The sequence below is a fragment of the Mesorhizobium maamorense genome (assembly GCF_044998965.1).
Taxonomy (GTDB): Bacteria; Pseudomonadota; Alphaproteobacteria; order Rhizobiales; family Rhizobiaceae; genus Mesorhizobium.
Genome location: NZ_CP173356.1, coordinates 736,253 through 758,612, shown reverse-complemented (window position 1 = coordinate 758,612; position 22,360 = coordinate 736,253). Strand labels below are relative to the sequence as shown.

Genomic DNA, 22,360 nt, shown 5'->3' with positions numbered 1-22,360 from the left:
ATCGGCAACAACACGGCAAAGGAACAACGACAATGACCACCTCAACGAACAAAGTTGCGATCGTCACGGGAGCGTCTCGTGGCATTGGAGCGGCCATCGCCCGCCGGCTGGCGAGCGACGGCCTCACGGTCGTCGTCAACTATGCAGGTAGCACCAAAGCGGCCGCCAAGCTGGTGGACGAGATCGAAAAGGCCGGCGGTCGGGCCACCTCCTTCCAGGCCGATGTCAGCGACCCCCAAGCTGTGAGACGGATGTTCGATTCCGCCGAAGCGGCCCATGGCGGCGTCGACGTGCTGGTGAACAATGCCGGCATCATGAAGCTCGCGCCGGTCGCTCAGTTTGAAGATGCGAGCTTCGATCAGACCATCGCGATCAATCTCAAGGGCACGTTCAACGGGCTGCGCGAGGCGGCGAGGCGCCTGCGCGACGGCGGCCGTATCGTGAACTTCTCGACCAGCGTCGTCGGACTCTACCAGCCGACCTATGGCGTTTATGCGGCCACCAAGGCCGCCGTCGAAGCGCTCACCCACATCCTGGCGAAGGAGTTGGGATCCCGCGCCATCACGGTCAACGCGGTTGCGCCGGGGCCGGTGGCCACCGAGCTTTTTCTCGAAGGCAAGGATCAGGCGACGCTCGATCGCATCAAACATATGAACCCGCTCGGCCGTCTGGGCGAGGTCGACGACATCGCGCGCGTCGTCTCCCTGCTGGTCGGACCGGACAGCGGCTGGATCAACGGCCAGATCGTCCGAGCGAATGGCGGGGTCATCTGAGGAACAGGATCATGAAGCAAGTCCGGCTCGGATAGGGGAAGGCTTTCCGTGAACGGGCTGCCTCGGACGGAGGTCGACAAGAGCGGCCTGATGGTCGCATGCCAAGGAACCCGATCGCGCCGTCCTCGTTGGGCAGGGATGCAGACCCACGCGCGCTTCATCATGCCGTCAACCGCGGCCACAAATGCTCGACATCGCCTTTCTGGAGAAAGGCGCGAAGCATGACACAGCGGCTTTGCTGCTGCACGGCTGGCCTGACGACGCTACCACCTGGGTTTCTGTCGCCGAGAGATTGTCCAGGGCCGGAATTCGCACCATCGCACCATGGCTGAGAGTTTCGGTCCGACCCGCTTCCTGTCGGATTCCTCGACAAGTCTCTGGATACGGAGGACGAGATGACTGCGAACTGGACTCTCCCTGAACGCTTTATCTACTGCGGTCATGCGATCGCCTGGGGCACGCTCGGCAAGGGACAGGCTGCGGTCCTCTTGCACGGCTCGCCATTTTCCTCGCTGGTGTGGCGGCGAATTGCACCGTGGCTCGCGCGGCACCGTCGGGTTTTCTATTATGATTTGGTAGGTTTCGGGCAGTCCGACAAGCCGGATACCGACGTTCTGCACGGTCTTCAGAATGGACTTTTCGCGGCGCTGGTAAAGCACTGGGGTATAGAGCGCCCGGACGTCGTCGCGCATGACTTTGGCGGGTCTGCCGCGCTGCGCGCCCATCTCATGGACGGCATCGACTACAGCAGCCTCATGCTGATCGATCCTGTCGCAATCAGCCCGCAGGGGTCCGCGCTGGTGCAGGCGGCCAAGGTGCACCAAGACGTTTTTGCCGGTCTACCAGCCTATATCCATGAAGCCGTCCTGCGCGCGTATATCGGTGCCGCAGCGAAGCACAAATTGCGCGAAGAGGAGATGCGGCTTTACCTCCAGCCTTGGCTTAGCGAGGAGGGCAAGAAGGCGTTCTGGCGCCAGGTGGCGCAGATGGACGACAAGTACAGCGAAGAGGTCGAGGACCGCTACGGTGAAATCCGCTGCCCCGTGAGCATTCTTTGGGGCTCCGAGGATGAATTTATCCCGTTGAAAGATGGTGAAGAACTCGCGCGGCGCATCCCAAACGCTCCATTCATTGTCGTACCGGATGCGAAGCATCTTGTTCAGGAGGACGCGCCAGAGGCTATCACCGCAGCCGTTCTCGACTTCTGGCACCGGGACGGCGCGCGTCACGATGCAGCGCGGACGCCGCCGTTTTCCGAGCCTCGAAGAACGGCCCGGGCAGGCCCGCAGGCCGGAGCGAATAGATGAGCTGAAGCGTATCGGCGATGTCTGTGACTTGACGGTCGATGATCGATCGCACCGCCGTCGCCACGCAGGGCCTGCGAAGAGTGCGCTCGCTGTCAGCATTCGCATCCAGGAAGGGGCCGTCTGCACTGGCCCGCTTTGGTAATTTAGAATGTGTCGACCAAGGGACGAACGAAGCGCTCGAAATCCTTGTCGAGCGGCCAGAGCGGGCGCGGCGCGTGGATATAGGGACGCCGTTCTGCCCGCGGCGTTGCCAGCGCGCCCGCATCGCAGACGATGACCTTGCCCGCTATCGGCTCGAATGCCGCCCGGAAATGCTGCATCGACCTCAGGACCAACACACGGCGAGCCGTCGGTTCTATTCCGAAGGCCCGCAATTGCTGAAGGTCGACCATCTGCTGCGCTTCTGAAACGACCAGGACTTCGATCCCGTCGACATCGATTACGGCGGTGGGTCCGAAACTATGGGTGAGCCCGCCTTGAATCGGTCCGTCACCGACATAGCTGCCCTCCGAAAGCCTGGTCAGCACACCCGTCACTGTTAGCGGGCCACCGCCGAAATTGGGGTCGCCCCTGCCGCCAATCGTCACCGTCACAGTCTCGCCTTGCCGGTGACGGTGCAATTCATTTGCCGCTTGAGGATCGATCATCGGCGCGAGTACCGCACCCTTTACTCCCGCATCAAGCAGGCCCTTCAACAGCGCGGTCGAGTCGCCGTAGGAACCGGCGCCGGGATTGTCGGCGTAATCGGCGATAACAAGCGGTTTGTCGCCGCGCCAGGCATGCGCCTCGGCAGCAGCCTTATCGACCTCGATGAAAACATTGCGCTTCTTGGTCCGGCCCTGCCAGATCCTGTCCGCAAGTTCCTCTGTCACACGCATGGCGGCTGGCTTGGCGCCGGGATCACGGCTGTCATAGGTTGCGAGCACGGTGGGACCGACGCAGGACACGTCGGCGCCCGTGAAGGCTGCATTGACGGAAACCGCGAGCAAGCCCTCGGCCTCGGCCTCGCGGGCGCGGTCATAAAGGGCCAGCGTCTCGGGAAGGTCGGTGCGGCCGGAATTCGCTTCGTCCAGCATCGGCACATGCGCCCTGACGGTCCGGGGCGCGATTTCACCTTTCATTGCGCGATCCAGGATACGGGCGGCATGCGCGCCGATTTCGCGCATGTCCACATGCGGATAGGTCTTGTAGGAGACAAGGATCTGCGCGTCCCGGACCATGTCTTCCGACACCATCGCATGAAGATCGAGCGTTACCGCGACAGGAATGTCCGCTCCAAGTTCGGCCCGCAGAAGGCCTAGCAGATACCCTTCCCCGTCCGGGCAAAACTCAGGCACCATCGAGCCATGAAGTCCAAGCAGCACTCCGTCGAGGCGGCTCTTGTTCGAACGCGCTGCCTCCAGGATAATACCGGCGATGTGATCATAGGCAGCTTTCGTCACCCGCCCCCCGGGCACGGCATGTGCCGAAATCGCGTGGATCACGTTCCAGCCCGCCGGTTCCGCCACATCCATGAATCCGGCAAGTTCGGTGTTGGCGTTGCGCCGGGCGCGGATCGCGTCGTCGCCAAGGAGAAGCGTGTCCACCTGAAACTGCGGCAAGTCGGTACGGAAGCGCGAGAACGTATTGCTCTCGTGCATGAATTCGCAGGTAAGGACATTGAAGGTCATGGGCAATTCCTATTGCGCGAGACGCACGCGATGACCGCGGCCGATCTCGACAAGCTCGCTTGACTGGGGTTCTTCGTCGGGGTCCGGACGGCGCGAAATGTCGGGCGAAAAGCGGGCGGCGTCTGGGACGAAGGCAGCATCCGGCAAGGCGCGTGCCCCGGTCAGGATCGCGTCGGGATCGGGAACCGAACCGATCAGGCGACGCGTGTAGGGATGCGTCGGGCGGCTGAAAATCGAATGCCAGTCACCCTCTTCCACCACGCGGCCGAAATACATCACGGCAACCCGGTCGCTAACATGCTCGACCACGCTCAGATCATGGGAGATCATGATGTAGCTCAAGCCCAGCGTTTCCTGCAGGTCCATCAGCAGGTTGATGATCTGCGCCTGGATGGACACGTCCAACGCCGACACCGGCTCGTCCAGCACCAGGATCTTTGGATCGAGCATCAACGCCCGCGCGATGCCGATCCGCTGGCGCTGCCCGCCGGAGAATTCATGCGGATAACGGTCGGCGTGATCGGGCGTCAGGCCGACGCGGGTCAGCATCTCGGCGACGCGGTGGCTGGCCTCGCTTCCCCTGGCGATTCCATGCAGGGAAAGCTGCGAGGACAGCATGCGACCGATGGTCTGGCGCGGATTCAGCGACGCATACGGGTCCTGAAACACCATCTGAGCGATGCGCGCGCGCTCCTTGCGGGCGGGAGCGCCAGGGCCTGCCAACGGCTTGCCCTGGAACAGTATCTTTCCCGAAGTCGGCTCCTGCAGGCCCATCACGGTCAGCGCGGTGGTGGATTTTCCGCAGCCGGATTCACCGACGATGGACAGGCACTCTCCTTCGTTCAGGGTCAGGTTCACGCTCTGAACGGCACGAAGCGTCCGCTTTGGCCCCAACAGTGAGCGACGCGGCAGCGGGAAATGGACGTTGAGGTCGCGGATTTCCAGAAGAGGCTGGTTCATGCGGTCGCCTCTAGACCAAGGCCGCGCGGCGTGGTCAGCGTCGGTGCGTCGCGTCCACGCTCCTCGCTGCCCACGACTTGGTCCAGTTCGGTCAGGCGTGCGCGTCCAACCAGCGTTCGCGACCCCAGGCGAGGGCGTGCCGCGAGCAGGCCTCGGGTATAGGGATGCAGCGGATTTTCGAACAGAGCCTTGGTGTCCTGCTCCTCGACGAGCCGCCCCCGGTCCATGACCCCGACGCGCCGGCACATATTGGCGATCACGCCCAAATCGTGACTGACCAGCAGCACGGCCGTTCCTTCAGCCGTGCAAAGCTCAGCAAGCAATTCCAGGACGCCTGCCTGGACCGTCACATCAAGTGCGGTGGTCGGCTCGTCCGCAATCAGCAGGTCGGGACGGCAGGCCAGTGCAATGGCGACCATGACGCGCTGGCGCATCCCTCCCGATAGTTGATGGGGGTAGGACAGGGCGCGTTCCTCGGGCGCCGGCACACGAACGCTTTCCAGCGCCTCGACGGCTTTCCTGCGCGCATCCGACCACCCGAAGCCCCTGTGAACGACGAACATTTCCGCGATCTGACGGCCAATTGCCATCAGCGGATTGAGCGCCGTCATGGGCTCTTGAAACACCATCGCCATACGGTCGCCGCGTAGACGGCGCCTGGCGCGGCTGCCAAGCTTCAACACGTCCTGGCTCCGGAAGAAGATCGAGCCGCCGGTCACCTCCAGCGGGCGCTTAAGCAACCCCATCACCGAAAGGCCGGTGATGCTTTTGCCCGAACCGGATTCGCCGACAAGTCCGTAAGTTTCCCCAGGCAGGATATCGAAAGACACGCCGTGAAGGATTTCGTTCCGCTTGCCGACGCCGATGCGTAAGTCGCGGATGGACAGAACAGGATCGGGAAGAACGCCGCTCATGCCTGCCTGATCCTCATATGCGGATCCAGCATGTCGCGCAGCCCGTCACCGAGCAGATTGAAGCCAAGGACCGTGGCGAAGATTGCGAGGCCGGGGAACAGCGAGGCCCAGGGGGCGGTGCGGATCAGTTCGCGCGCATCGGTCAGCATGTTCCCCCAGCTCGGCTGCGGTGGCCGGATGCCGACGCCGAGGAAAGACAGTGCAGCTTCCGCCAGAACCGCGCCGCCGATGCCAAGTGTCGCGATGACCAGCACCGGACCGACGATATTCGGCAGTATCTGCGTGCGCATGATGTTGGCGTCGCTGAAGCCGGCCGCCCTGGCGGCCTGCACGAAGCCCTGATTCTTGAGCGACAAGGTGGAGCTGCGGGCGATGCGGCAGGTCCAGGACCAGTTGGTCAGGCCCAATGCGATCAGGAGACTTGGCAAGCCGGGTCCCAACACCGCCATGATGGCGAGCGCGAAGACCAGGGATGGGATCGCCAGCATGACGTTGGTCAGCCCGTTCACCAGGTCGTCCCACCAGCCTCCGAAATAACCGGCCGAAACCCCAAGCGCCATACCGATGCACGAGTTGATCAACTGCGAAACGAGGCCGACGGTCAGCGACACCCTGGCGCCGTAGAGGATACGGGAAAAGACGTCGCGACCCTGCCCGTCCGTGCCCAAAAGATGGTCCCAGCTCGGCGGCATTTCAGAATTCATCAGGTCGGCGTCGAATATCGGGTTGTACGGGGCAATCCAGCCGGCGCTGACGGCTGCGGCGACCACGAGCAACGCCAGCGCCAGGCCAAGGGCGAAATTGAAACGCAACCGCATGGATCAGGCCACCTTGATGCGCGGGTCGATCATGGCATAGGCGATATCGACCAGCATGTTGATGACAAGGAACCACAACACGATCACGATGACCGTACCCTGAACCACGGGAATGTCGCGTGCCGACACGCTGTCGACCAGAAGCGACCCGATCCCTGGCCAGGAAAACAGTTTCTCGATCACGATCGCCTGCCCCATGAGCGAACCGATCTGAAGGCCAAGCGTGGTCAGGATCAACACCAGCACGTTGCGGGTGACGTGACTGCGCACCAGACGCGGTTCGGTCAACCCTTTGGCTCGCGCCGTTCGCACGAAATCCGCGTTCATCACGTCCAGAACGCCAGCGCGGGTGGTTCGCGCCAAGAGCGCCATCGGCGATACGCCGAGCGCGATGGCAGGCAATATGATGTAGCGGATGCCGCCGGGCTGGTAGCCGAAGCTCGGCAGCAGACCGAGCTGCAGCGCAAAGACGTACATTAGCAGCAAGCCTAGCCAGAATTCGGGAACCGACAGGCCGGAAACCGCCAGCATCATCGTGCCGGTGTCCAACACGCTGCCGGGCTTCAGCGCGGCCAGAAATCCCAGAGGAATACCGACTGCCGCGGCAAAGCCCATCGCCGCCAGCGCCAGTTTGATCGAAGGCCAGAGCCGCGGCTCGATCACGTTCCACACCGGTTCGCGGGTGCGGTAGGAAATTCCAAGGTCGAAATGCGCCAGCCCCCACAGATAGTCCCACAGGCGGACCGGCAGAGGCTTGTCCAGCCCGAACTGCTCGTTCAGATGCGCCATCACATCGGCATTCGTGGCGTTGCGCCCCTCCGACATCAGGCTCGATATGAAGCTGCCGGGGACGACGCTGAATATCACGAAAATGATCAGCACGACCGCCAGCAGGGTCGGGATCATCTGCAGCGTGCGACGAAAGATGAAGCGCGACATCCGCGAATCCTGCCTTTCAACAACTGGGCGCCATGCGGCGGGCGAGGAGTGGGCGCCATGCGGTGGGCGGGGCCGTACAAACCGGTCCCGCCCGCCAGCCATGCCATCGCGCTACTTGCGTGACGCGGGTGCGCTGTCGTCGATCCAGATGTCCTCGTAATCCTGGATAGCCAGTTCCGCGCCGTTCGGCTTCAGCCCGTGGACCCATGGCTGGTAGGCCATGACGGCCTTGTTGTAATTGAAGAACCAGACCGGAGCCTCGTCCTGCAGCAGGTTGTTGGCTTGCCTCAGAAGATCGTTCTGTTTGGCCGGATCGGTTTCGTTGCCTGCCTGCTCGATCAGCTTGTCGAAGTCGGCATTGTTGAACTTGACGTAGTTGCAGGCGGTTTGCGATGTCTTCGAATAGAAGCAGTTCAGATATTTCAGCGGATCCGGGCCCGACGAGTTCGACCAGATAAAGGCATCAAAATTGTCGGACAGGATCTTGTCGGACAGGACCGAGCTTTCCACCGGGTCGGTCGTCACGGTGACGCCCACCTTGGCCAGCATCGGGATGATCGCCTCGACGATCGGCAGGCCCCAGCTTTCGTTCGAGGTCGCGGTGACCGAGAACTTCAGACCGGTCTCGAACCCTGCCTCCTTCAGCAGTTCCTTGGCCTTTTCTGGATCATAGGCATAGGGCTTGGCGTCCTTGTCGAAGGCCGGCGATGAGATCGGCAGCCAGGAGACCGCGGGATAAGCCTTGTTCTTCAAGAGTTTCTCGACAATCAGGTCCTTGTTGATCGCATAATTGATCGCCTGCCGGACGCGCTTGTCCTTGAATGCCTCGACCTTCGGATTGAAGCCGATATTGCGGGTGTAGACTTCGGCCACCTCAAGGATGTGATCCTTCAGCGCCGGATCCTGGCTGTAGGCCTCATACTGCACAGGGCCGAGAACGTTGGTATCGATCTCCGCGTTGCGGAAGGCAACGTCGCGAGCCGAAGCTTCGCCCATCAGCATGATGTCGAGCTTGTCGAGATGCGGCTTGCCCTTCTCATAGTAGCCGTCGAACTTCTCCAGTTCGACCTTCGAGCCCGCGACGTAGTTGGCGAGCTTGAACGGGCCAAGGCCGTTCGGCTTGGAGGCGAGCTGATCCTCCGGATAGTCCTTGGAGTAGATCGGCGCATAGTTGGACATCAGGTTCCAGCCCGGATCGGCCAGGTTGATGAAGGTGATTTCGATGGTCCTGTCGTCGATCTTCTTCAACCCGGAAATATGATCGGCCTTGCCTGCCTGAAATTCGGCGACGCCGGCGATCTGCAACATCTGCTCGGCGCCCGGCAGGGCCTTCTTGGGATCGGCCAGACGGTTGTAGGACCAGATCACGTCATCGGCGTCGAGCTTGTCGCCATTGTGAAAGGTCGCTTCCCGGAGCTTGTAGGTATAGGTCTTGCCATCCGCCGACTTCTCTACCGTTTCGGCGAGGTCGAGCTCAGGCTTGCCGCTTTCCGGGTTCCATTTGTAGAGGGAGCGGTTGATCGCTTTGGCCACGATCTCGTCTTGCGTATGCGGTGTCGCCGTGATGTCCAGCGATGTGATGGAGTTGCCATAGGGCGCGGTGAACACCAATTTCCCCCCATCCTTCGGTGTGGCATCCTGCGCCAGCGCGGCGGTCGCCGTTCCAAGCGCAAGCGCCGCGATCAAGCCAAGTCTGTTCAACATCCCTCAATTCCTCCCTGTGGTTCGTTGTTGATTTCCTGTCAGAGACGGGCCCAACCGGCATCCCGCCTCAACTTCCTTCATAGACGATGCGCCCATCCAGAATTGTCATCTCACAGCGCGTTTCACGCAGGATTGTCTCCGGTGTGGCCGTCAGGAGGTCGTTCGAGAACACGGCGATGTCCGCGAGCATTCCAGGCTCCAACCGGCCCTTCACCATTTCCGCGCCCTGGGAGTAGGCACCATGTTCGGTATAGGCGCGCAACGCCTGTTCGGGCGTCAGTATCTCGGAAGCGTCCATTACCGTGCCCTTGTGCGTCTTGCGCGTCAGCATGGCGTAGAGGTCCGGGAAGGGATTGGGCGAACAGACCGGCGAGTCGCTGCCGGTGGACGGCTTCATGCCGAGGCGATCCCAGGTTCCGATCGGATAGGAGCGCAACCCGCGCTCCAGCCCGAGAACAGAGACGTAGGCGTCGCCGAAATCATAGATGAAGGCCTGCTGCGGCGCAGGCAGGATGCCTGCCTTCAACATCCGCTGATTGATGGCATCATCGACATAACCGCAATGCTCGATCCGGTGCCGGTGCTTGTGATCCGGCCTGGCGGCGCGCACACGTTCATAAGCGCGCACGAGCTGGTCGATGGCGGCATCGCCAATGCCATGGCAGACCATGGTGTAGCCCATTGCGGTGTAGCGGTCGACCAGTTCGAACAACTGAGCGTCCGGCAGCATCCTGACACCGAAATTGTCGGGCTGGCCAATATATGGCTGGCGCATCCAGGCCGTGCGTCCGCCGGCCGAGCCGTCCGTGAATATCTTCACGCCGCCTATGCGGAACATGTCGCTGCCAACCCCGGTAACGAGACCCGCGGCATGGCAAGGCTCGACGATGGACGAACCGGGGTCGCCCAGAAGTGTTGCCCAGACCCGTACCGGCAGCCGGCCGCTGCGCTCGGCCTCATGATAAGCCTCGATCTCGGTCATACCGTCGATCTGGCCAGTGGCCGCGTCCATGCAGGACGTTATGCCGAACCGCAGGAGGTCACGGCCCCCCGCTTCGATAGCATCGAGTATCTCGGCGAAAGAGGGTGTCGGCTGGACGTCGTAGACGAGGTTCTGGGCGTTCTCAGCCAGCATTCCGGTCAGTTGCCCGGCCTCGCGCCCGATGACGCCACCATCCGGATCGGGCGTGTCGATATCGATTCCCGCCAGCGCCAGCGCCAGCGAATTCACGACAGTGACATGGCCGCAGGCGCGTGTGACCGAAACGGGATGATCGGGCAGGGCGGCGTCCAGTTCCTTCACGGTCGGCATCAGTGCGTCGGGATATCGGGTCTGGTCAAAACCCCGCGCGGTCACCCATGCGCCTTTGGGCGTTTCGGCGGCCCGTGCCTGCAGCGCAGCCATCAGCGCGCCGCGGGTCGGCGCGGCATCGGGCGTCGCATCGACCTTGCCACGCAGGAGCCCCGTCGAGATCAGATGCAGGTGCGCATCGTTCAAACCGGGCATTGCGAAGCGCCCGGCCAGATCCACGACCCTCGTGCCCTTTCCGATCAGGGGCTTGATATCGGCGTTGGAGCCACTGGCCACGACCTGGTTGCCCAAGACCGCAATCGCCTCCGCGATCGGATTTCCGTAACCGGTCCAAATCTTGCCGCCATGCAAAACGAGATCGGCTTGGTTCTGCGAATTCATGCTGCCTTTTTCTTCTCCCCGGCGTTCACGGACGTCGCCGACATAGATTTGACTTTGAGTGGCATTCCGTTTCGTGTGCGGTCAGATTCTTCTCCCGCGCTCGACGTCACGTTCCCCTGCCACCGGCTCCAGTTGCCAGCTTTTTCGTTTTGCAGACGTTGGGGCGTCGGCGATCACAAGGCCAATTCGGTTTTCGCAATCAAGCATGCAAAATTTGCATAACATTGCAATTATAATGAAATATGCTCCCATTGCGGCTGGATCAATGCTCGAACGCAGTGGAGGAGAGGCCGCGTGGAAATCAAATGGCTCGAAGATTTCGTGACGCTTGCAGAAACCTCGAGCTTTTCGCGGGCAGCCGAAATCCGCAATGTCACCCAGTCGGCCTTCAGTCGGCGCATCAAGCAGCTTGAGACGTGGCTCGGAGCACCGCTCATCAGTCGTGCCACCATGCCGGCCGAACTGACATCGGCCGGACGCAATTTTCTTCCGATGGCGCAAGACGCCATCAGGATGTTCTATTCGGTGCGCGAGTCTCTGCGCCCGCCTGCGGAACAGGGGCTTGTACGCTTTGCGGCCCTTCACACATTGACCATCACGTTCTTTCCGGTTTGGCTGCGGGAGGTACAGCGGAACACTCGCACCTTCGGCACATCCTTCATGGCTGACAGGGGTGGCATCGAGGCGAACCTGGCTGCACTGACCGATGGCGAAACCGACTTCTTCCTGACCTATGCGCATCGTGAAGTGCCGTTTCACCTGGATCGCGACAAGTTTTCTCATCTGGCTATCGGATCGGATCGGCTCATCCCGGTCGCGGCGCCGGAACTGCGCTTCGACAAGTCGACCGTGCCCGCGGCGGGCATTCTGGACAGTCCGGAAACGGCAAAGCGAGCTTTGCCCTATCTGGGCTATGGTTACAGCTCTTTCTTTGGTGTCGCCCTCGGAAAACTGTTCTCGAAGCACTCGCCGTTCCGGCGTCAGACAGTGCATGAAAGCACAATAAGCGCCGGACTCAAGGAACTTGCGCTGACCGGCGCGGGCATCTGCTGGCTGCCAGAAAGCCTCGTCGAGAACGACATCTCCAATGGAGCCCTTGTCATCTGTTCGAATGACAGCACATGGACGCTCGATCTCGAGATACGATTGTATCGCAGCTCGGAGAAGACGCGAAGCACCATGGTAGAGGCTCTTTGGCAATCATCCAAGGCGCTGGCGCAAACGTTGAAGCCCGCCGCGCCAGCCGCGGGCACGGCGACCTTCAGCTCTTCATGAAGCGGAAGGCGCGCAGCACCTCGAAATAGTCGTTCGATGCAAAGGCGACGGCACGTGGCCCGTTCCGGCGCACTCCGGGATACCAGGAGGCGCGATAGGCATCGACGGGGTTGCTGAATTCGATGATGATCTCGACCCTTTCCGGCATTGACGGCAAAGCTTGCCGCGCCCTGTCGCGCAACGCCCTTTCAACGCCCTCGCATATTGCGCCGCGCGCCGCCGCAGGCGCCAGGGAGATGGTGGCCGCGCCGATGCCTTTGAGGGTTTCGACAGTGGCTATCCCCGGGACGAGGGCTCTGGCGTCGGCGCAAATGCCTTCGTCGCCGGAAAGAAATACCGAGCGCACGCCATAGCGCGCGGCGCACAACGCATTCAATGTGAATTCGGACGCTGTTTCGCCATTCAGGATCAGCTGCGATATTCGCAATGTCGATGTGTGTGCAAGCGGGTTGTCCTCGACGCCGGCCTTGGAATGGTAGCCGGTATAAAGCGCGGCATCGAAGCTTTCATCGATCCCGAACATCATTGCGTCCGGATGTCCCGACCAGCCCCTCACGATGCGCGCGAAAGGCGGCATGCGTTCGAGAATGAGGTTGCGCCCGCTGTCATGCGCATCCTTGATCATGATTTCGGTGGCGCCAGCGGCTCGCGCTCCTTCGCAGGCGGCCAGGACCTCCCCGGTCATCAGTTCGCGGAATTCCCTGTGGTCGGCATGCGTTCTTTCCGCCTCGTCCCAGGATTGAATGCCCGCGGTGCCTTCGATATCGGCCGAAATGAAAATCTTCATGCTCAAAGGGGCTCCTTCAGCCAGTCGGTCAACGCCGGAATCCTGCGTCTATTTCGTCCAACCACGCCTTGCGCGGCGCACAGGGCGTTCAGAACGGCCTCGACCGTGGTTTCCACAACCGCTTCGAAAACGAGGTCGATGTATCTGTCATCGACACGCGAAATCGAAATGAACGGTGAAGGCGAGACGTGCGGCAGAGGATCGGCGGTCGTGAAGGCGATGGCGATATCGCCACTGCCGTGTCCCCAATACGAACCGAGGCGGGCAATGCCGGCGCCGGCCCGGCTGGCGGCACGGTTCAATTGCCGGTCGTCAAGAGGAATATCCGTGCCGAGAATGATGATGATCGACCCGCTTTCAGGCTCGCCGAGCCCTTTGGGATCGGCTCTGCGGCCATCCGGGAGGACAAGATCCCCTGCCCTACCGAAGTTGGACAACACCAGAGCGCCAAGCGTGAAGGCGCGAGACCCGATCTCGACAGACCTGGATGCGCTGCCGATACCCGCCTTGAAGCCAAACGACGTCATTCCGGTGCCGGCGCCGATGCTGCCCTGTTCGACCGGACCGGCGCTCGCGGCATCCAGCGCCGCTTCGGCGTCATGCCGGGTGACCGCCATTGCCTGAATATCATTGATGCCGCCGTCGTTGCATTCGCAAACGACGGGATTGACCGTGCTGGTCTTGCGCCCGATCTCCGGGTTGGCGGCAATGGCACGCTTGATCAGCGCCTCCGCACATGGTGCGACCGAGAACGTGTTGGTCAGAAGGATCGGCGTTTCGATCGTGCACAGTTCGGCCAATTGCATGAGCCCGACCGACTTGCCGAAACCGTTGATGATATCGACCGCCGCCCTGACCTTGGATCTGAACAGGTCGCCGCCATGGGGCAGGACGGCGGTGACGCCTGTCGCCAGCCCGTCGGCGATGATCGTCTTGTGGCCGACCAGGACACCCGGCACGTCCGTGATCGCATTGTTCGGGCCGGGCGGCAGCCGCCCCATGCCAAGGCCTAAACGCCGTGCCGCGCCCATTTTCACATCCCACTCATCAAGCAAGGGCCGCTCTTCCGGCCGCATGCCCGTTCATCTCTGCAAAAGCTGTCTGGACGTAAATTTCCTGCAGGCGGCGTGTCAATGGACCAGGTTGGCCGTTTCCGATCCTGTGGCCGGCAATACGGATGACGGGGGTGACCAGGCTCGAGGCGGAGGTCAGGAACGCTTCCGCCGCCGAAAACGCCTCCTCTGGCGAGAACGCACGCTCTTCAAACAAAATGCCCTGGTCTTCACATAGACGCGCCACTGCTCGCCGCGTACAGCCGGGCAGGATGGCTTGAGAATTGGCGCGAGTAATGACACGGCCGTCGTGCGTAACGATGAAAGCCGTCGCCGATGCGCCCTCGGTCACCTGTCCACCCTCGACAAACCAGACATCATCGAAGCCTTTCTCGCTTGCAGCATGCTTTGCCAGAACCTGCCCCAGCAGCATGACGGTCTTTATGTCGCGCCGTGCCCAGCGCGGATCAGGCGCCAGGTCGACGGCGACGCCTTCGGCCTGAGCCTTGGTTCCTACGAGTTTGCGGGCGCTTGTGAAGGCGACCATGGTCGGCTCAAGATCATCGGGAAACAGGAAATTGCGCTTGGCTTCGCCGCGCGAAATCTGGAGATAGACCGTTCCTTCATCCAATCCGTTGAGCGAGATCAGTTCCAATTGAATGGCTTCTATCTCAGGCAGCGTCACGGGCATGGGAATACATATCTCGGCAAGCGACCGCTGGAGACGATTGAGATGGAAATCATTGTCTATCAGCCTGCCGCCGATCACGGCGGTCACCTCGTAGACCGCGTCTGCAAAGAGGAATCCCCGATCGAAGAGACCGATGCGCGCCTCGTCTTCGGGCATGTAACGCCGATTGCAATAGACTTGCGCCACTTTGGCCATCCTCGATCCCAGCATCAACTGACTGCTCGATAAATGCCAAGGCAGGTCGGCAAAGACCAATTCAAAAAATGCAATTCGGTATGCCGATCACGTCAAAGCGCAACGGGCACTCCCTGCGACGGCCGCATGGTCCACGCCACGAGCGAGCGCAGGTCGCTGAAATGGTTTCCTTTAATCCGCGGAGCCGGACGGAGGCTTGGATGACGCATCGTTGACCTCCCGATATTGACAGATCGCGGCCATCGATTTAAGTTCGCGTTAGTGGTGACTAACGCGAACTACTGGACAGCGCTCGGAGATTCGACAAGGCGCACGATCTTCGAACTGCTGGTCGAACAGCCCTGCTCGGTCAGCGGACTTGCTCGTGCCCTGCCTGTAACCCGGCCGGCTGTCTCTCAGCACTTGAAGATACTCAAGGCTGCCGGGCTTGTGGCCGACACGCGCTGGGGCAAGGAACGCATATACCGTATCGATCAGGATGGGCTGGCAGGCCTGCGCGCGGAAATCGACCAGTTCTGGAGCAAGACCCTGGCGGGCTACAAATTAGCCGTCGAGTATCCAAAAAAGGATCAAGCATGAGTAAGGATCCTGCACTCGCGCCCGTAAGGCATTTCGTCGTCGTCGAGGCATCCATTGTGCATGCCTTCAAGGTTTTCACCGAGGATTTCGGGAGATTCAAACCTCGAGAGCACAATCTTCTTGCCGTTCCGATCGCAGAAACGATCTTCGAACCCCGGGTCGGAGGGCACGTTTACGACCGAGGTGTGGATGGCAGCGAGTGCCGCTGGGCTCGTGTGTTGGCCTACGATCCGCCCAGCCGGCTGGTTCTGAGCTGGGACATCAGCCCTCGGTGGCAGATCGAGACCGACCCGAACAAGACGAGCGAATGGGAGGTCCGATTCACGGCCGAGACCGAGAACAGAACCCGGGTTGAGATCGAGCACCGGCATTTCGAGCGCCATGGGCAAGGCTGGGAGGGCGTGAGGGGTGCAGTTGATAGCGATCAGGGCTGGCCGCTCTACCTGCAACGGTTCCACGGCCTGTTCAACCATCGGGCAGCCTGACAACCGCGTTGCAGTTCATAGGGGTATGACTCGCAAGCACCGTATCGCCCACTGAGATTCCAGGAGCAGAGACAACATGGAAGTCTATTGGTTAAGCATCCTCGGCGTGCTTACGCTTTGTTAGCTGTCGGTGGTGTTGGCGGTCTATTCCGGTTCGTCCAAGGGATTTGCAGGGGTACTTTCAGGACCGGTAGTCCCGGCGGACGACCACAACAGGCTCTACAGGATCGACCGCGTCCACATGAACTCGGTTGAGGCGCTGGCGCCCTTTGTCGTGCCCGCGGTGCTGGCGATGATGGTTGGTGTTGGACCGACCACTTTGGCGACGCTTGTGGGGCTGCACCTGGCGATACGCCTGATTCATCTGGGAATCTACCTACGTGGCGGAAACGCCGCAAAGGGAGGCAGTGTCAGGACGGTTCTGTACGTTTCGGGAGCGCTGGTTACGCTTGCCCTTATCCTTGTGACTGGATGGGCAGCATTCCATTGACGCGTTATCGGCACTTATCGGAGGCTACATCCGTTTTATAGTCCGCGTCCGGCATCCCCGTTCGGCAACAGCGCCACCGTCTCGGCCCGGGCAAGCGTGTCCAACTGTTGGGAACCACTGCGCGATTTTTCAAAAAGTGCCCTCACCGCTCCAACCAAGGCATTTTTCGTTGCAGCCGATCGGCATTCTCCCACCCCCATCGGCCCCGTTGTTATGTGTTATTTTTGCTACATGTCGCTGCTCATGACTGGGAAAACCCATTTAGAGTCGCCTAAATTAATATTCGCTCACGTATTTTCTGAATATATCGGGTAATTCGGCAATGGTGGGCTTGGGGTTGGCCCGCTTAAGCGCCTTGAGGAAGGCGTTGGGGAAACGGGTGGGCTAAATGAACAGAACTGGCATGTCGGCCATAGGCAAGCGCCTTGGTCTTTTGATGGCGGCTACGATGCTGACTTGCGGGGGGCGAACGCCCTCACGCTCAAGGAGGCGGTGGCGGTAGCGGTCGAATCCAATCCGGAGATCGGCCAGGCCATAGAAAATCGCGAAGCGATCGAGTTCGAATTGCGTCAGGCAAAGGGCCTCTATTTGCCCAGCGTCGACCTGCAGGCGCCGGCTGGCGCTCGCCGTCTCGACAATTCGTCACGGCGCGCACTCTCGATAGAGGACGACGCGCTTTATCCGGCAGAAACCGACCTGACCGTTTCGCAGACGCTCTATGACAGCGGCGCAAGGCGCGCAGAATTGAACCGCCAGGCCTCCCGCGTCGATGGCGCGTCGTTTCGGGTGCTGGAACGGTCGGAATTCATCGGTCTCTCTGTTGTCCAGGACTACCTCGAATACATGCTCCAGGCTTCGATTGTTGCCGAGGCAAAGAAAAACCTGGGCTTCCATCAAGCAATCCTCCACGACATCCAGGAAGGCATTGCCGGCGGCGGGTTGAACGAAGCCGACCGGCAACAGGCCGAGGAGCGGCTGTTCGCGGCCAAGGCCCGCATGCAGGAAGCGTCGGAGGAACTGGAGGCCGCGCGGATACGGTTTTTCAAGACCGTCGGCAAGCCGCTGACCAATGCAGCGAGGCCGGCCGACGTGTCCGGCACGCTGCCAAGGTCGCTGGACGATGCGCTGGGCCTTGCGCGCGAGAGCAACCCGCGCGTCCACATGGCCAACAGCGATATTGCCGCGGCGGCCTCGCTGGTGGACGCGGCGCGGGCGAAATACGGCCCTTCGATCATTGCCGAAGGCTCTGCCCGGGCGGGCTACGACATTGACGGCGACAATGGAGACGCATCCGATCTGCAGGCACGTCTGGTGTTGCGCTGGAATCTCTATCGGGGCGGCATCGACAAGGCCAATGAGCAGGAGCAGATCCGCCGCACCAGCGAGCAGCGGCTCGCGATGCACCAGGTTCTCCGAGAGATCGAGGAAGCCGTTCGCACGTCATGGGATCGTCGCTTCCGGCAGGCCGATCTGGCCAAGACCCTGAAGCTACAAGCAGTCTCCAACGAAAAGCTGGTCGCGTCCTATCGCGAACAGTTCAAGGTCGGTCAGCGCTCGTTGCTCGACGTGCTCGATGCGCAGAACACGCGATTCAACACCGCGACACTGGCCGACACCGCGTCCTACGCATCCCTTTTCGCGCAATATCGGCTTCTGGCGGCGACCGGGCAGTTGCTGAAAACGATGGACGTCCACCCGCCAAAACAGGCTACGGCATACGCGCGGACCGAGTTCGCCGCGCCGGAAACGGCCGACACCGAAACCTATGCGCGCACGCCCTCGGAACAGAAAAACGACGTGCCGTTCGATATTCTGGCACCGGTCAGGAAAAAATAGGCGGGCCTAAGGATCGATCGAGAGTCCCCGCGGGCGGATCGTGAACCAGCAACCCAACATTCTGTCACCGAAAGAGGCTTTCAAGGCCTGCTTTTCGGCCGTCGCCGCATATCTCGGCCGCCCCAGCGCCGAAACCGTGCTCTTTGCCGGCGTGCCGCTGGCGGAAACGCGCATCGACATCGACGCAATCCGGCATCTTGCCGAGCGCGTCGGCCTTGAAATCACCGAATTCAGCCAGCGCGACTTTGTTCGGGGGCGCATCGACCTCCCCGCGATCGTCTTTCGCGTCAGCCAGCTGCCTGTTGCGCTGCTGGCCGATGGTGAAGCCGGGGAATATTTTACAGCTCCCCAGGAGGACGGGCGCACCAGGATCAGCCGGTCGGAGCTGGCCAACAGCTATATCAGCGGCGGTGCGTCCTTCTCGATCACCTACGCCAACGCGACGGAGGCCATGAGCGTCGGCTCGGCGCCGAAAATCGAGCGGCGACATTGGCTGACGGGAACGATGGGGCCGTTCTGGCGCACCTATTCGAAGGTTGTCCTGTCGGCGGTGTTCATCAATCTGCTCGCCATCGCCTCGCCGATCTTCACCATGAACGTGTACGACAGGATCCTGCCGAACAAAGCGATATCGACCCTCTGGGTGCTGGCCATCGGCATCGGCGCGGTCATCCTGTTCGACCTGCTGCTAAAGACCTCCCGAGCATCGCTCATCGACTATGCCGGGCGCAAGGCGGATCTGCGCATTTCATATATGCTGTTCGAGAAGGTGCTGAACTCGTCTCTGGCGGCACGGCCGGGCTCGACGGGCGAATACGCAAATCGCGTGACCCAATATGAATTCGTGCGCGAATTCTTCACGTCCAACACCATCAGCGTGTTCATCGACACGGCTTTCGTGTTTGTTTTTCTCCTCGTCATCTATGCGATAGGCGGCTGGCTGGTCATGATACCCGCGCTGGCCTTCGTCGCGTCGGTGATCGTCGGACTGGTCACGCAGCGGCGCATCGGCAAGCGTGTGGCGGCCTCCATGAACGAGGCCTCGCAGCGCCAGGCGCTGCTGGTCGAATCCATTTCCACGCTGGAGACGATCAAGTCGCTGCGCGCCGAAGCCTACCTGTTGCGAAAATGGGGAGAGCATTCCAAAAACGCCTCCAACACCTCCGAGAAGATCAAGCAGCTTTCGGCCGCCGCCGGCAATATAACGCAGGCCATCCAGCAGCTGGTCACCGTCGCGCTGGTGGTGGCCGGCGCCTACGCCTTCTCCGAAGGACATGTCTCCACCGGAGCCATCATCGGCACCGTCATGCTGGCCAGCCGGGCTGTGGCCCCGCTCGGGCAAATCGCCATCACCTTGTCCAGATTGCGCCAGGCCATGCTCTCTTTGCGAATGGTGAATTCGATCATGGCTCAGCCGGAGGATCGTCCGGACACTGTGGGCTTCGTCAACCGGCCCATCCGCAACGGCGCCATGGTGTTCCGGAACGTCGGCTTTACCTATCCCGGCTCCGAGAATGAAGTCCTGACCGGCCTGAATTTCTCCGTGAAGCCGGGGGAGCGGATCGGCATCATCGGCCGCATAGGATCGGGAAAGACGACGATGGGGCGGCTGATCGGCAGGCTTTTCTTGCCGAGTTCCGGCGAACTGCTGCTGGACGGCATCGACATCCGTCAATACCACCCCTCCGAGGTTCGCGCCGCCGTCGGCATCGTCGCGCAGGCGAACGATCTGTTTTCAGGCACCATCAAGGAAAATCTTTTGATGGCCTGTCCGGAGGCGACCGATGAGCAGATCGTCGAAGCGGCCAAGGCCGCCGGCGTCGACGATTTCGTCTCCCGCCACCCGCGTGGCTATGACATGAATGTCGGCGAGCGCGGCACCAATCTCTCGGGCGGCCAGAGACAGACGATGGCGATCGCCCGGCTGTTGCTGACGAAACCGAAAGTCGTCTTCCTGGACGAGCCGTCCGGCTCGATGGATCTGGCTTCCGAGCGGCAATTGATCAAGCAGCTCAAAGTGGCTTTCGATCGAAACACGACGCTGATCGTCTCGACGCACCGCTTCAGCATGCTCGAACTTGCCGACCGGCTTATCGTCATCGAGCAAGGCAGGATCGTTGCCGATGGACCAAAGGACCAAGTGATACAGGCGCTGCAGAAAAAAAGCACCTGAAGAACGAAAAACATCAAAGTATTCAACGCGTTGGGGCCGTGGGAAATGCTTGCAAGGGAAGACCGGCCGCCGCTCTTTGCGTCGGCGTCCATATTCATCATAGGTGCACTCTTCGTGTCTTCCGTCGCTTGGGCGTCCTTTGCCGAGGTGGATGAAATCGCACGCGGCGACGGCAAGGTCATACCTGCTTCCAAAACGCAGATCATCCAGGCCAGCGAGCCGGGCGTGGTCCAGGAAATTGCCGTCAAGATCGGGCAGGTCGTGAAGAAGAACGACCTCATCATCCGCCTCGACAATACGTTCAACACCTCCAGCCTTGGCGAGCAACAGGCCAAGGCACGGGCATTACAGACCCGCATTGCACGGCTGAAGTTCGAGCAGAGCGGCGATCTGCAAGGCGAATTTCCATGTCCGGCCGAAATCCAGAAAGTCGCCCCGGAAATCTGCGACAACGAGCAGAAGCTGCTCGTCGCCCGCCGCGACAACTTCGAAGTCAAGCTGTCGGTTCTCAAGTCGCGCCTCGATCAGCGCGAGAAGGAATTGGACGAGGCGACGGCCAATTCCGATCGCCTCACGAAGAATCTGGTCGTCAGCGACCAGGAGGCAAAGCTGGTCGAAGCCATGGTCAAGAAAGGCCTGATGGCGCGAACCGAGCAACTCCGGGTCGAACGCGAGCAGACAGAGCTCAACGGGCAGCTGACGCTTGCTGGAGAAACCACCAAGAAAGCCAAATCGGCCATCACCGAGGCCCAGCTTCAGGTCGATGAGCTCGGCCTGCAGCTGCAACAGGAGGCGCTGAGCGACCTCACGCAGGCGCTGGCTGACCTCTCGGTGGTCGATGAAACCATTCGCGGCGCGACCGACAAGGTGGCCCGCACCGACATCCGTTCTCCAGTCGACGGTATCGTCAACACGCTTGACATCAATACGGTTGGCGCCTTCGTGCAGCCCGGCGCGGTGGTCGCCGGCATCGTTCCGACTTCGGAGACCTTGCTGGTCGAAGCGCGGGTTTCGCCCCGCGACGTTGCCTTCATCCGGCCGGACCAGGAGGCGCTGATCAAGGTCACCGCCTATGATTTCTCGATCTTCGGCGGCATCGAAGGCAAGGTCTCGAACATCACCGCCGACAGTCTCGTCGACCAGAAGACAGGCGAGCCCTATTATCAGGTGCGCGTCGCGACCGACAGGTCGACGCTGACGCGGGATGGCAAGACCTATTCCATCATCCCGGGCATGATCTGCTCCGTCGACATCAAGACCGGCCGCAAGACGATCCTGACCTACCTGCTGAAACCCATCAACAAGGCACGAGAGGAGGCGATGAGTGAACGATAGCGCCACGCCTCCCGCTGTTCTCGAGCGGTTGCTCGTGCCGATGGCCACGGAAGACCTCGGCATGGAGTTCCGGGTTGTCGCGCGCCGCGGCATCCGCCGCGGCATCCGCCTGGAGCGGACGTTCTGGACGTCGCTCAGGCAGATGGCGGAAAGCCGCAAATGCACGATCGGCATGCTTGTCGATGAGATCGCCGAGAGCCAGTCTCCCGCTGGCAATCTGACGTCGGCGATCAGGGTTGCCTGCATTCGTGACTTGACGGAAGAAAACCTGACGTTGAAGAGGCTTGCGTCGATCAGGACGATCACCGCGATACTGGTCGCCTGCCCCTCGCCCGCCTTCGCCCTTTCATCGTCGAAAAAGATCCTGACCTTCAACGCTCCGTTCCAACAATTGGTAAAGCGCCAATTGCCGACGGCGCCGAGCGATGACGGGCGTCAGGATCTCAGGCTGGCGCTCGATCTCAACGTGGCGGACATCTTCGCGCGGCTGGATGCCAATGGCGAGATTCCGGTCGCCAGCGGGTTCGTCATCGGCGCCGGCGAACGCCGATATCGTGGCCAATTGAATGCCGTGCGAGCACCGCTGGTCGGGCAGGACCTGCTGATGGCATTCGTCAGCGGCTAGCAGCAGTTCCAGGAAAAGTGCGAAACGCTTCCCGGGAAAAGCGTGTAGCGCTTTCCCTT

At 61.2% G+C, this 22,360-nt stretch carries 20 protein-coding genes and 1 pseudogene; 11 read left to right on the top strand and 10 right to left on the bottom strand.

The genetic code is table 11. The features are described from left to right. The first annotated feature begins 32 nt into the window (after positions 1-32). Together ACIU1A_RS04015 and ACIU1A_RS04010 are read left to right on the top strand one after the other, a co-directional pair. The gene (locus ACIU1A_RS04015) at positions 33-773 is read left to right on the top strand and encodes an SDR family oxidoreductase (RefSeq protein WP_404926669.1); all 741 of its coding nucleotides are present in this window, start codon (positions 33-35) and stop codon (positions 771-773) included. A 395-nt stretch (positions 774-1,168) separates the two neighbouring features. Then, positions 1,169-2,080 carry an alpha/beta fold hydrolase gene (locus ACIU1A_RS04010; protein ID WP_404926668.1) on the top strand — a complete coding sequence of 304 codons (912 nt, stop codon included), beginning with the start codon at positions 1,169-1,171 and terminating at the stop codon, positions 2,078-2,080. Positions 2,081-2,223: 143 nt separating this feature from the next. Here the strand turns inward: ACIU1A_RS04010 and ACIU1A_RS04005 are convergent, their stop codons facing one another. From ACIU1A_RS04005 to ACIU1A_RS03975, 7 genes are all read right to left on the bottom strand, one after another. Beyond that, positions 2,224-3,750, bottom strand: coding sequence for a M81 family metallopeptidase (locus ACIU1A_RS04005; protein ID WP_404926667.1), 1,527 nt, complete (start codon positions 3,748-3,750; stop codon positions 2,224-2,226). 9 nt (positions 3,751-3,759) lie between these two features. After that, positions 3,760-4,710, bottom strand: coding sequence for an ABC transporter ATP-binding protein (locus ACIU1A_RS04000; protein ID WP_404926666.1), 951 nt, complete (start codon positions 4,708-4,710; stop codon positions 3,760-3,762). Next, positions 4,707-5,624 (bottom strand): ABC transporter ATP-binding protein, encoded by a 918-nt coding sequence (locus tag ACIU1A_RS03995; RefSeq protein ID WP_404926665.1) that lies wholly within the window; start codon positions 5,622-5,624, stop codon positions 4,707-4,709. Before ACIU1A_RS03995 ends, ACIU1A_RS04000 begins: the two co-directional genes overlap by 4 nt. Next, on the bottom strand, positions 5,621-6,442 hold the full coding sequence (locus ACIU1A_RS03990) for an ABC transporter permease (protein ID WP_140497347.1): 822 nt from the start codon (positions 6,440-6,442) through the stop codon (positions 5,621-5,623). The genes ACIU1A_RS03995 and ACIU1A_RS03990 overlap by 4 nt, the downstream gene beginning before the upstream one ends. A 3-nt stretch (positions 6,443-6,445) precedes the next feature. Next, a complete protein-coding gene (locus ACIU1A_RS03985) occupies positions 6,446-7,381 on the bottom strand; it encodes an ABC transporter permease (protein WP_140497345.1) in 936 nt (311 codons plus the stop codon). A gap of 111 nt (positions 7,382-7,492) precedes the next feature. Next, a complete protein-coding gene (locus tag ACIU1A_RS03980) occupies positions 7,493-9,085 on the bottom strand; it encodes an ABC transporter substrate-binding protein (RefSeq protein ID WP_140515182.1) in 1,593 nt (530 codons plus the stop codon). A gap of 67 nt (positions 9,086-9,152) precedes the next feature. Further along, positions 9,153-10,592, bottom strand: coding sequence for an amidohydrolase (locus tag ACIU1A_RS03975; protein ID WP_404926664.1), 1,440 nt, complete (start codon positions 10,590-10,592; stop codon positions 9,153-9,155). Here ACIU1A_RS03975 and ACIU1A_RS03970 point away from each other — a divergent pair. Continuing rightward, positions 10,563-11,000 carry a hypothetical protein gene (locus ACIU1A_RS03970; RefSeq protein WP_404926663.1) on the top strand — a complete coding sequence of 146 codons (438 nt, stop codon included), beginning with the start codon at positions 10,563-10,565 and terminating at the stop codon, positions 10,998-11,000. The genes ACIU1A_RS03975 and ACIU1A_RS03970 overlap by 30 nt on opposite strands. Before the next feature lie 72 nt (positions 11,001-11,072). Then, positions 11,073-12,053 (top strand): LysR family transcriptional regulator, encoded by a 981-nt coding sequence (locus ACIU1A_RS03965; RefSeq protein WP_140497338.1) that lies wholly within the window; start codon positions 11,073-11,075, stop codon positions 12,051-12,053. On the opposite strand, the gene ACIU1A_RS03960 is transcribed toward ACIU1A_RS03965, so the two are convergent. The 3 genes from ACIU1A_RS03960 to ACIU1A_RS03950 are packed head-to-tail and all read right to left on the bottom strand — an operon-like array spanning position 12,040 to position 14,778. Then, on the bottom strand, positions 12,040-12,840 hold the full coding sequence (locus ACIU1A_RS03960) for a M55 family metallopeptidase (protein ID WP_404926662.1): 801 nt from the start codon (positions 12,838-12,840) through the stop codon (positions 12,040-12,042). The two genes, ACIU1A_RS03965 and ACIU1A_RS03960, sit on opposite strands and share 14 nt — an antisense overlap. 2 nt (positions 12,841-12,842) lie before the next feature. Then, positions 12,843-13,871 (bottom strand): P1 family peptidase, encoded by a 1,029-nt coding sequence (locus tag ACIU1A_RS03955; protein ID WP_404926661.1) that lies wholly within the window; start codon positions 13,869-13,871, stop codon positions 12,843-12,845. A 16-nt stretch (positions 13,872-13,887) separates the two neighbouring features. Beyond that, on the bottom strand, positions 13,888-14,778 hold the full coding sequence (locus ACIU1A_RS03950) for a D-amino-acid transaminase (RefSeq protein ID WP_140555725.1): 891 nt from the start codon (positions 14,776-14,778) through the stop codon (positions 13,888-13,890). Positions 14,779-15,039: 261 nt separating this feature from the next. On the opposite strand from ACIU1A_RS03950, the gene ACIU1A_RS03945 reads away from it, so the two are divergent. The 7 genes and pseudogenes from ACIU1A_RS03945 to ACIU1A_RS03915 all read left to right on the top strand — a co-directional run bounded on the left by ACIU1A_RS03945 (position 15,040) and on the right by ACIU1A_RS03915 (position 22,301). Next, complete coding sequence (locus ACIU1A_RS03945; RefSeq protein ID WP_404927849.1) at positions 15,040-15,357, top strand: ArsR/SmtB family transcription factor; 318 nt, start codon at positions 15,040-15,042, stop codon at positions 15,355-15,357. Further along, positions 15,354-15,842, top strand: a complete 489-nt coding sequence (locus tag ACIU1A_RS03940) for an SRPBCC family protein (protein ID WP_140564441.1) — start codon at positions 15,354-15,356, stop codon at positions 15,840-15,842. The genes ACIU1A_RS03945 and ACIU1A_RS03940 overlap by 4 nt, the downstream gene beginning before the upstream one ends. 136 nt (positions 15,843-15,978) lie before the next feature. Then, positions 15,979-16,332, top strand: coding sequence for an MAPEG family protein (locus tag ACIU1A_RS03935; protein WP_404926660.1), 354 nt, complete (start codon positions 15,979-15,981; stop codon positions 16,330-16,332). Positions 16,333-16,720: 388 nt separating this feature from the next. Then, a pseudogene (locus ACIU1A_RS03930) lies at positions 16,721-18,168 on the top strand (TolC family protein). A gap of 40 nt (positions 18,169-18,208) precedes the next feature. Then, positions 18,209-20,341 (top strand): type I secretion system permease/ATPase, encoded by a 2,133-nt coding sequence (locus tag ACIU1A_RS03925; protein ID WP_140525159.1) that lies wholly within the window; start codon positions 18,209-18,211, stop codon positions 20,339-20,341. Between the two features lie 45 nt (positions 20,342-20,386). Further along, on the top strand, positions 20,387-21,676 hold the full coding sequence (locus ACIU1A_RS03920; protein WP_140497322.1) for an HlyD family type I secretion periplasmic adaptor subunit: 1,290 nt from the start codon (positions 20,387-20,389) through the stop codon (positions 21,674-21,676). Continuing rightward, a complete protein-coding gene (locus ACIU1A_RS03915; protein WP_140685175.1) occupies positions 21,666-22,301 on the top strand; it encodes a ribbon-helix-helix domain-containing protein in 636 nt (211 codons plus the stop codon). Before ACIU1A_RS03920 ends, ACIU1A_RS03915 begins: the two co-directional genes overlap by 11 nt. Positions 22,302-22,360: the final 59 nt, after the last annotated feature.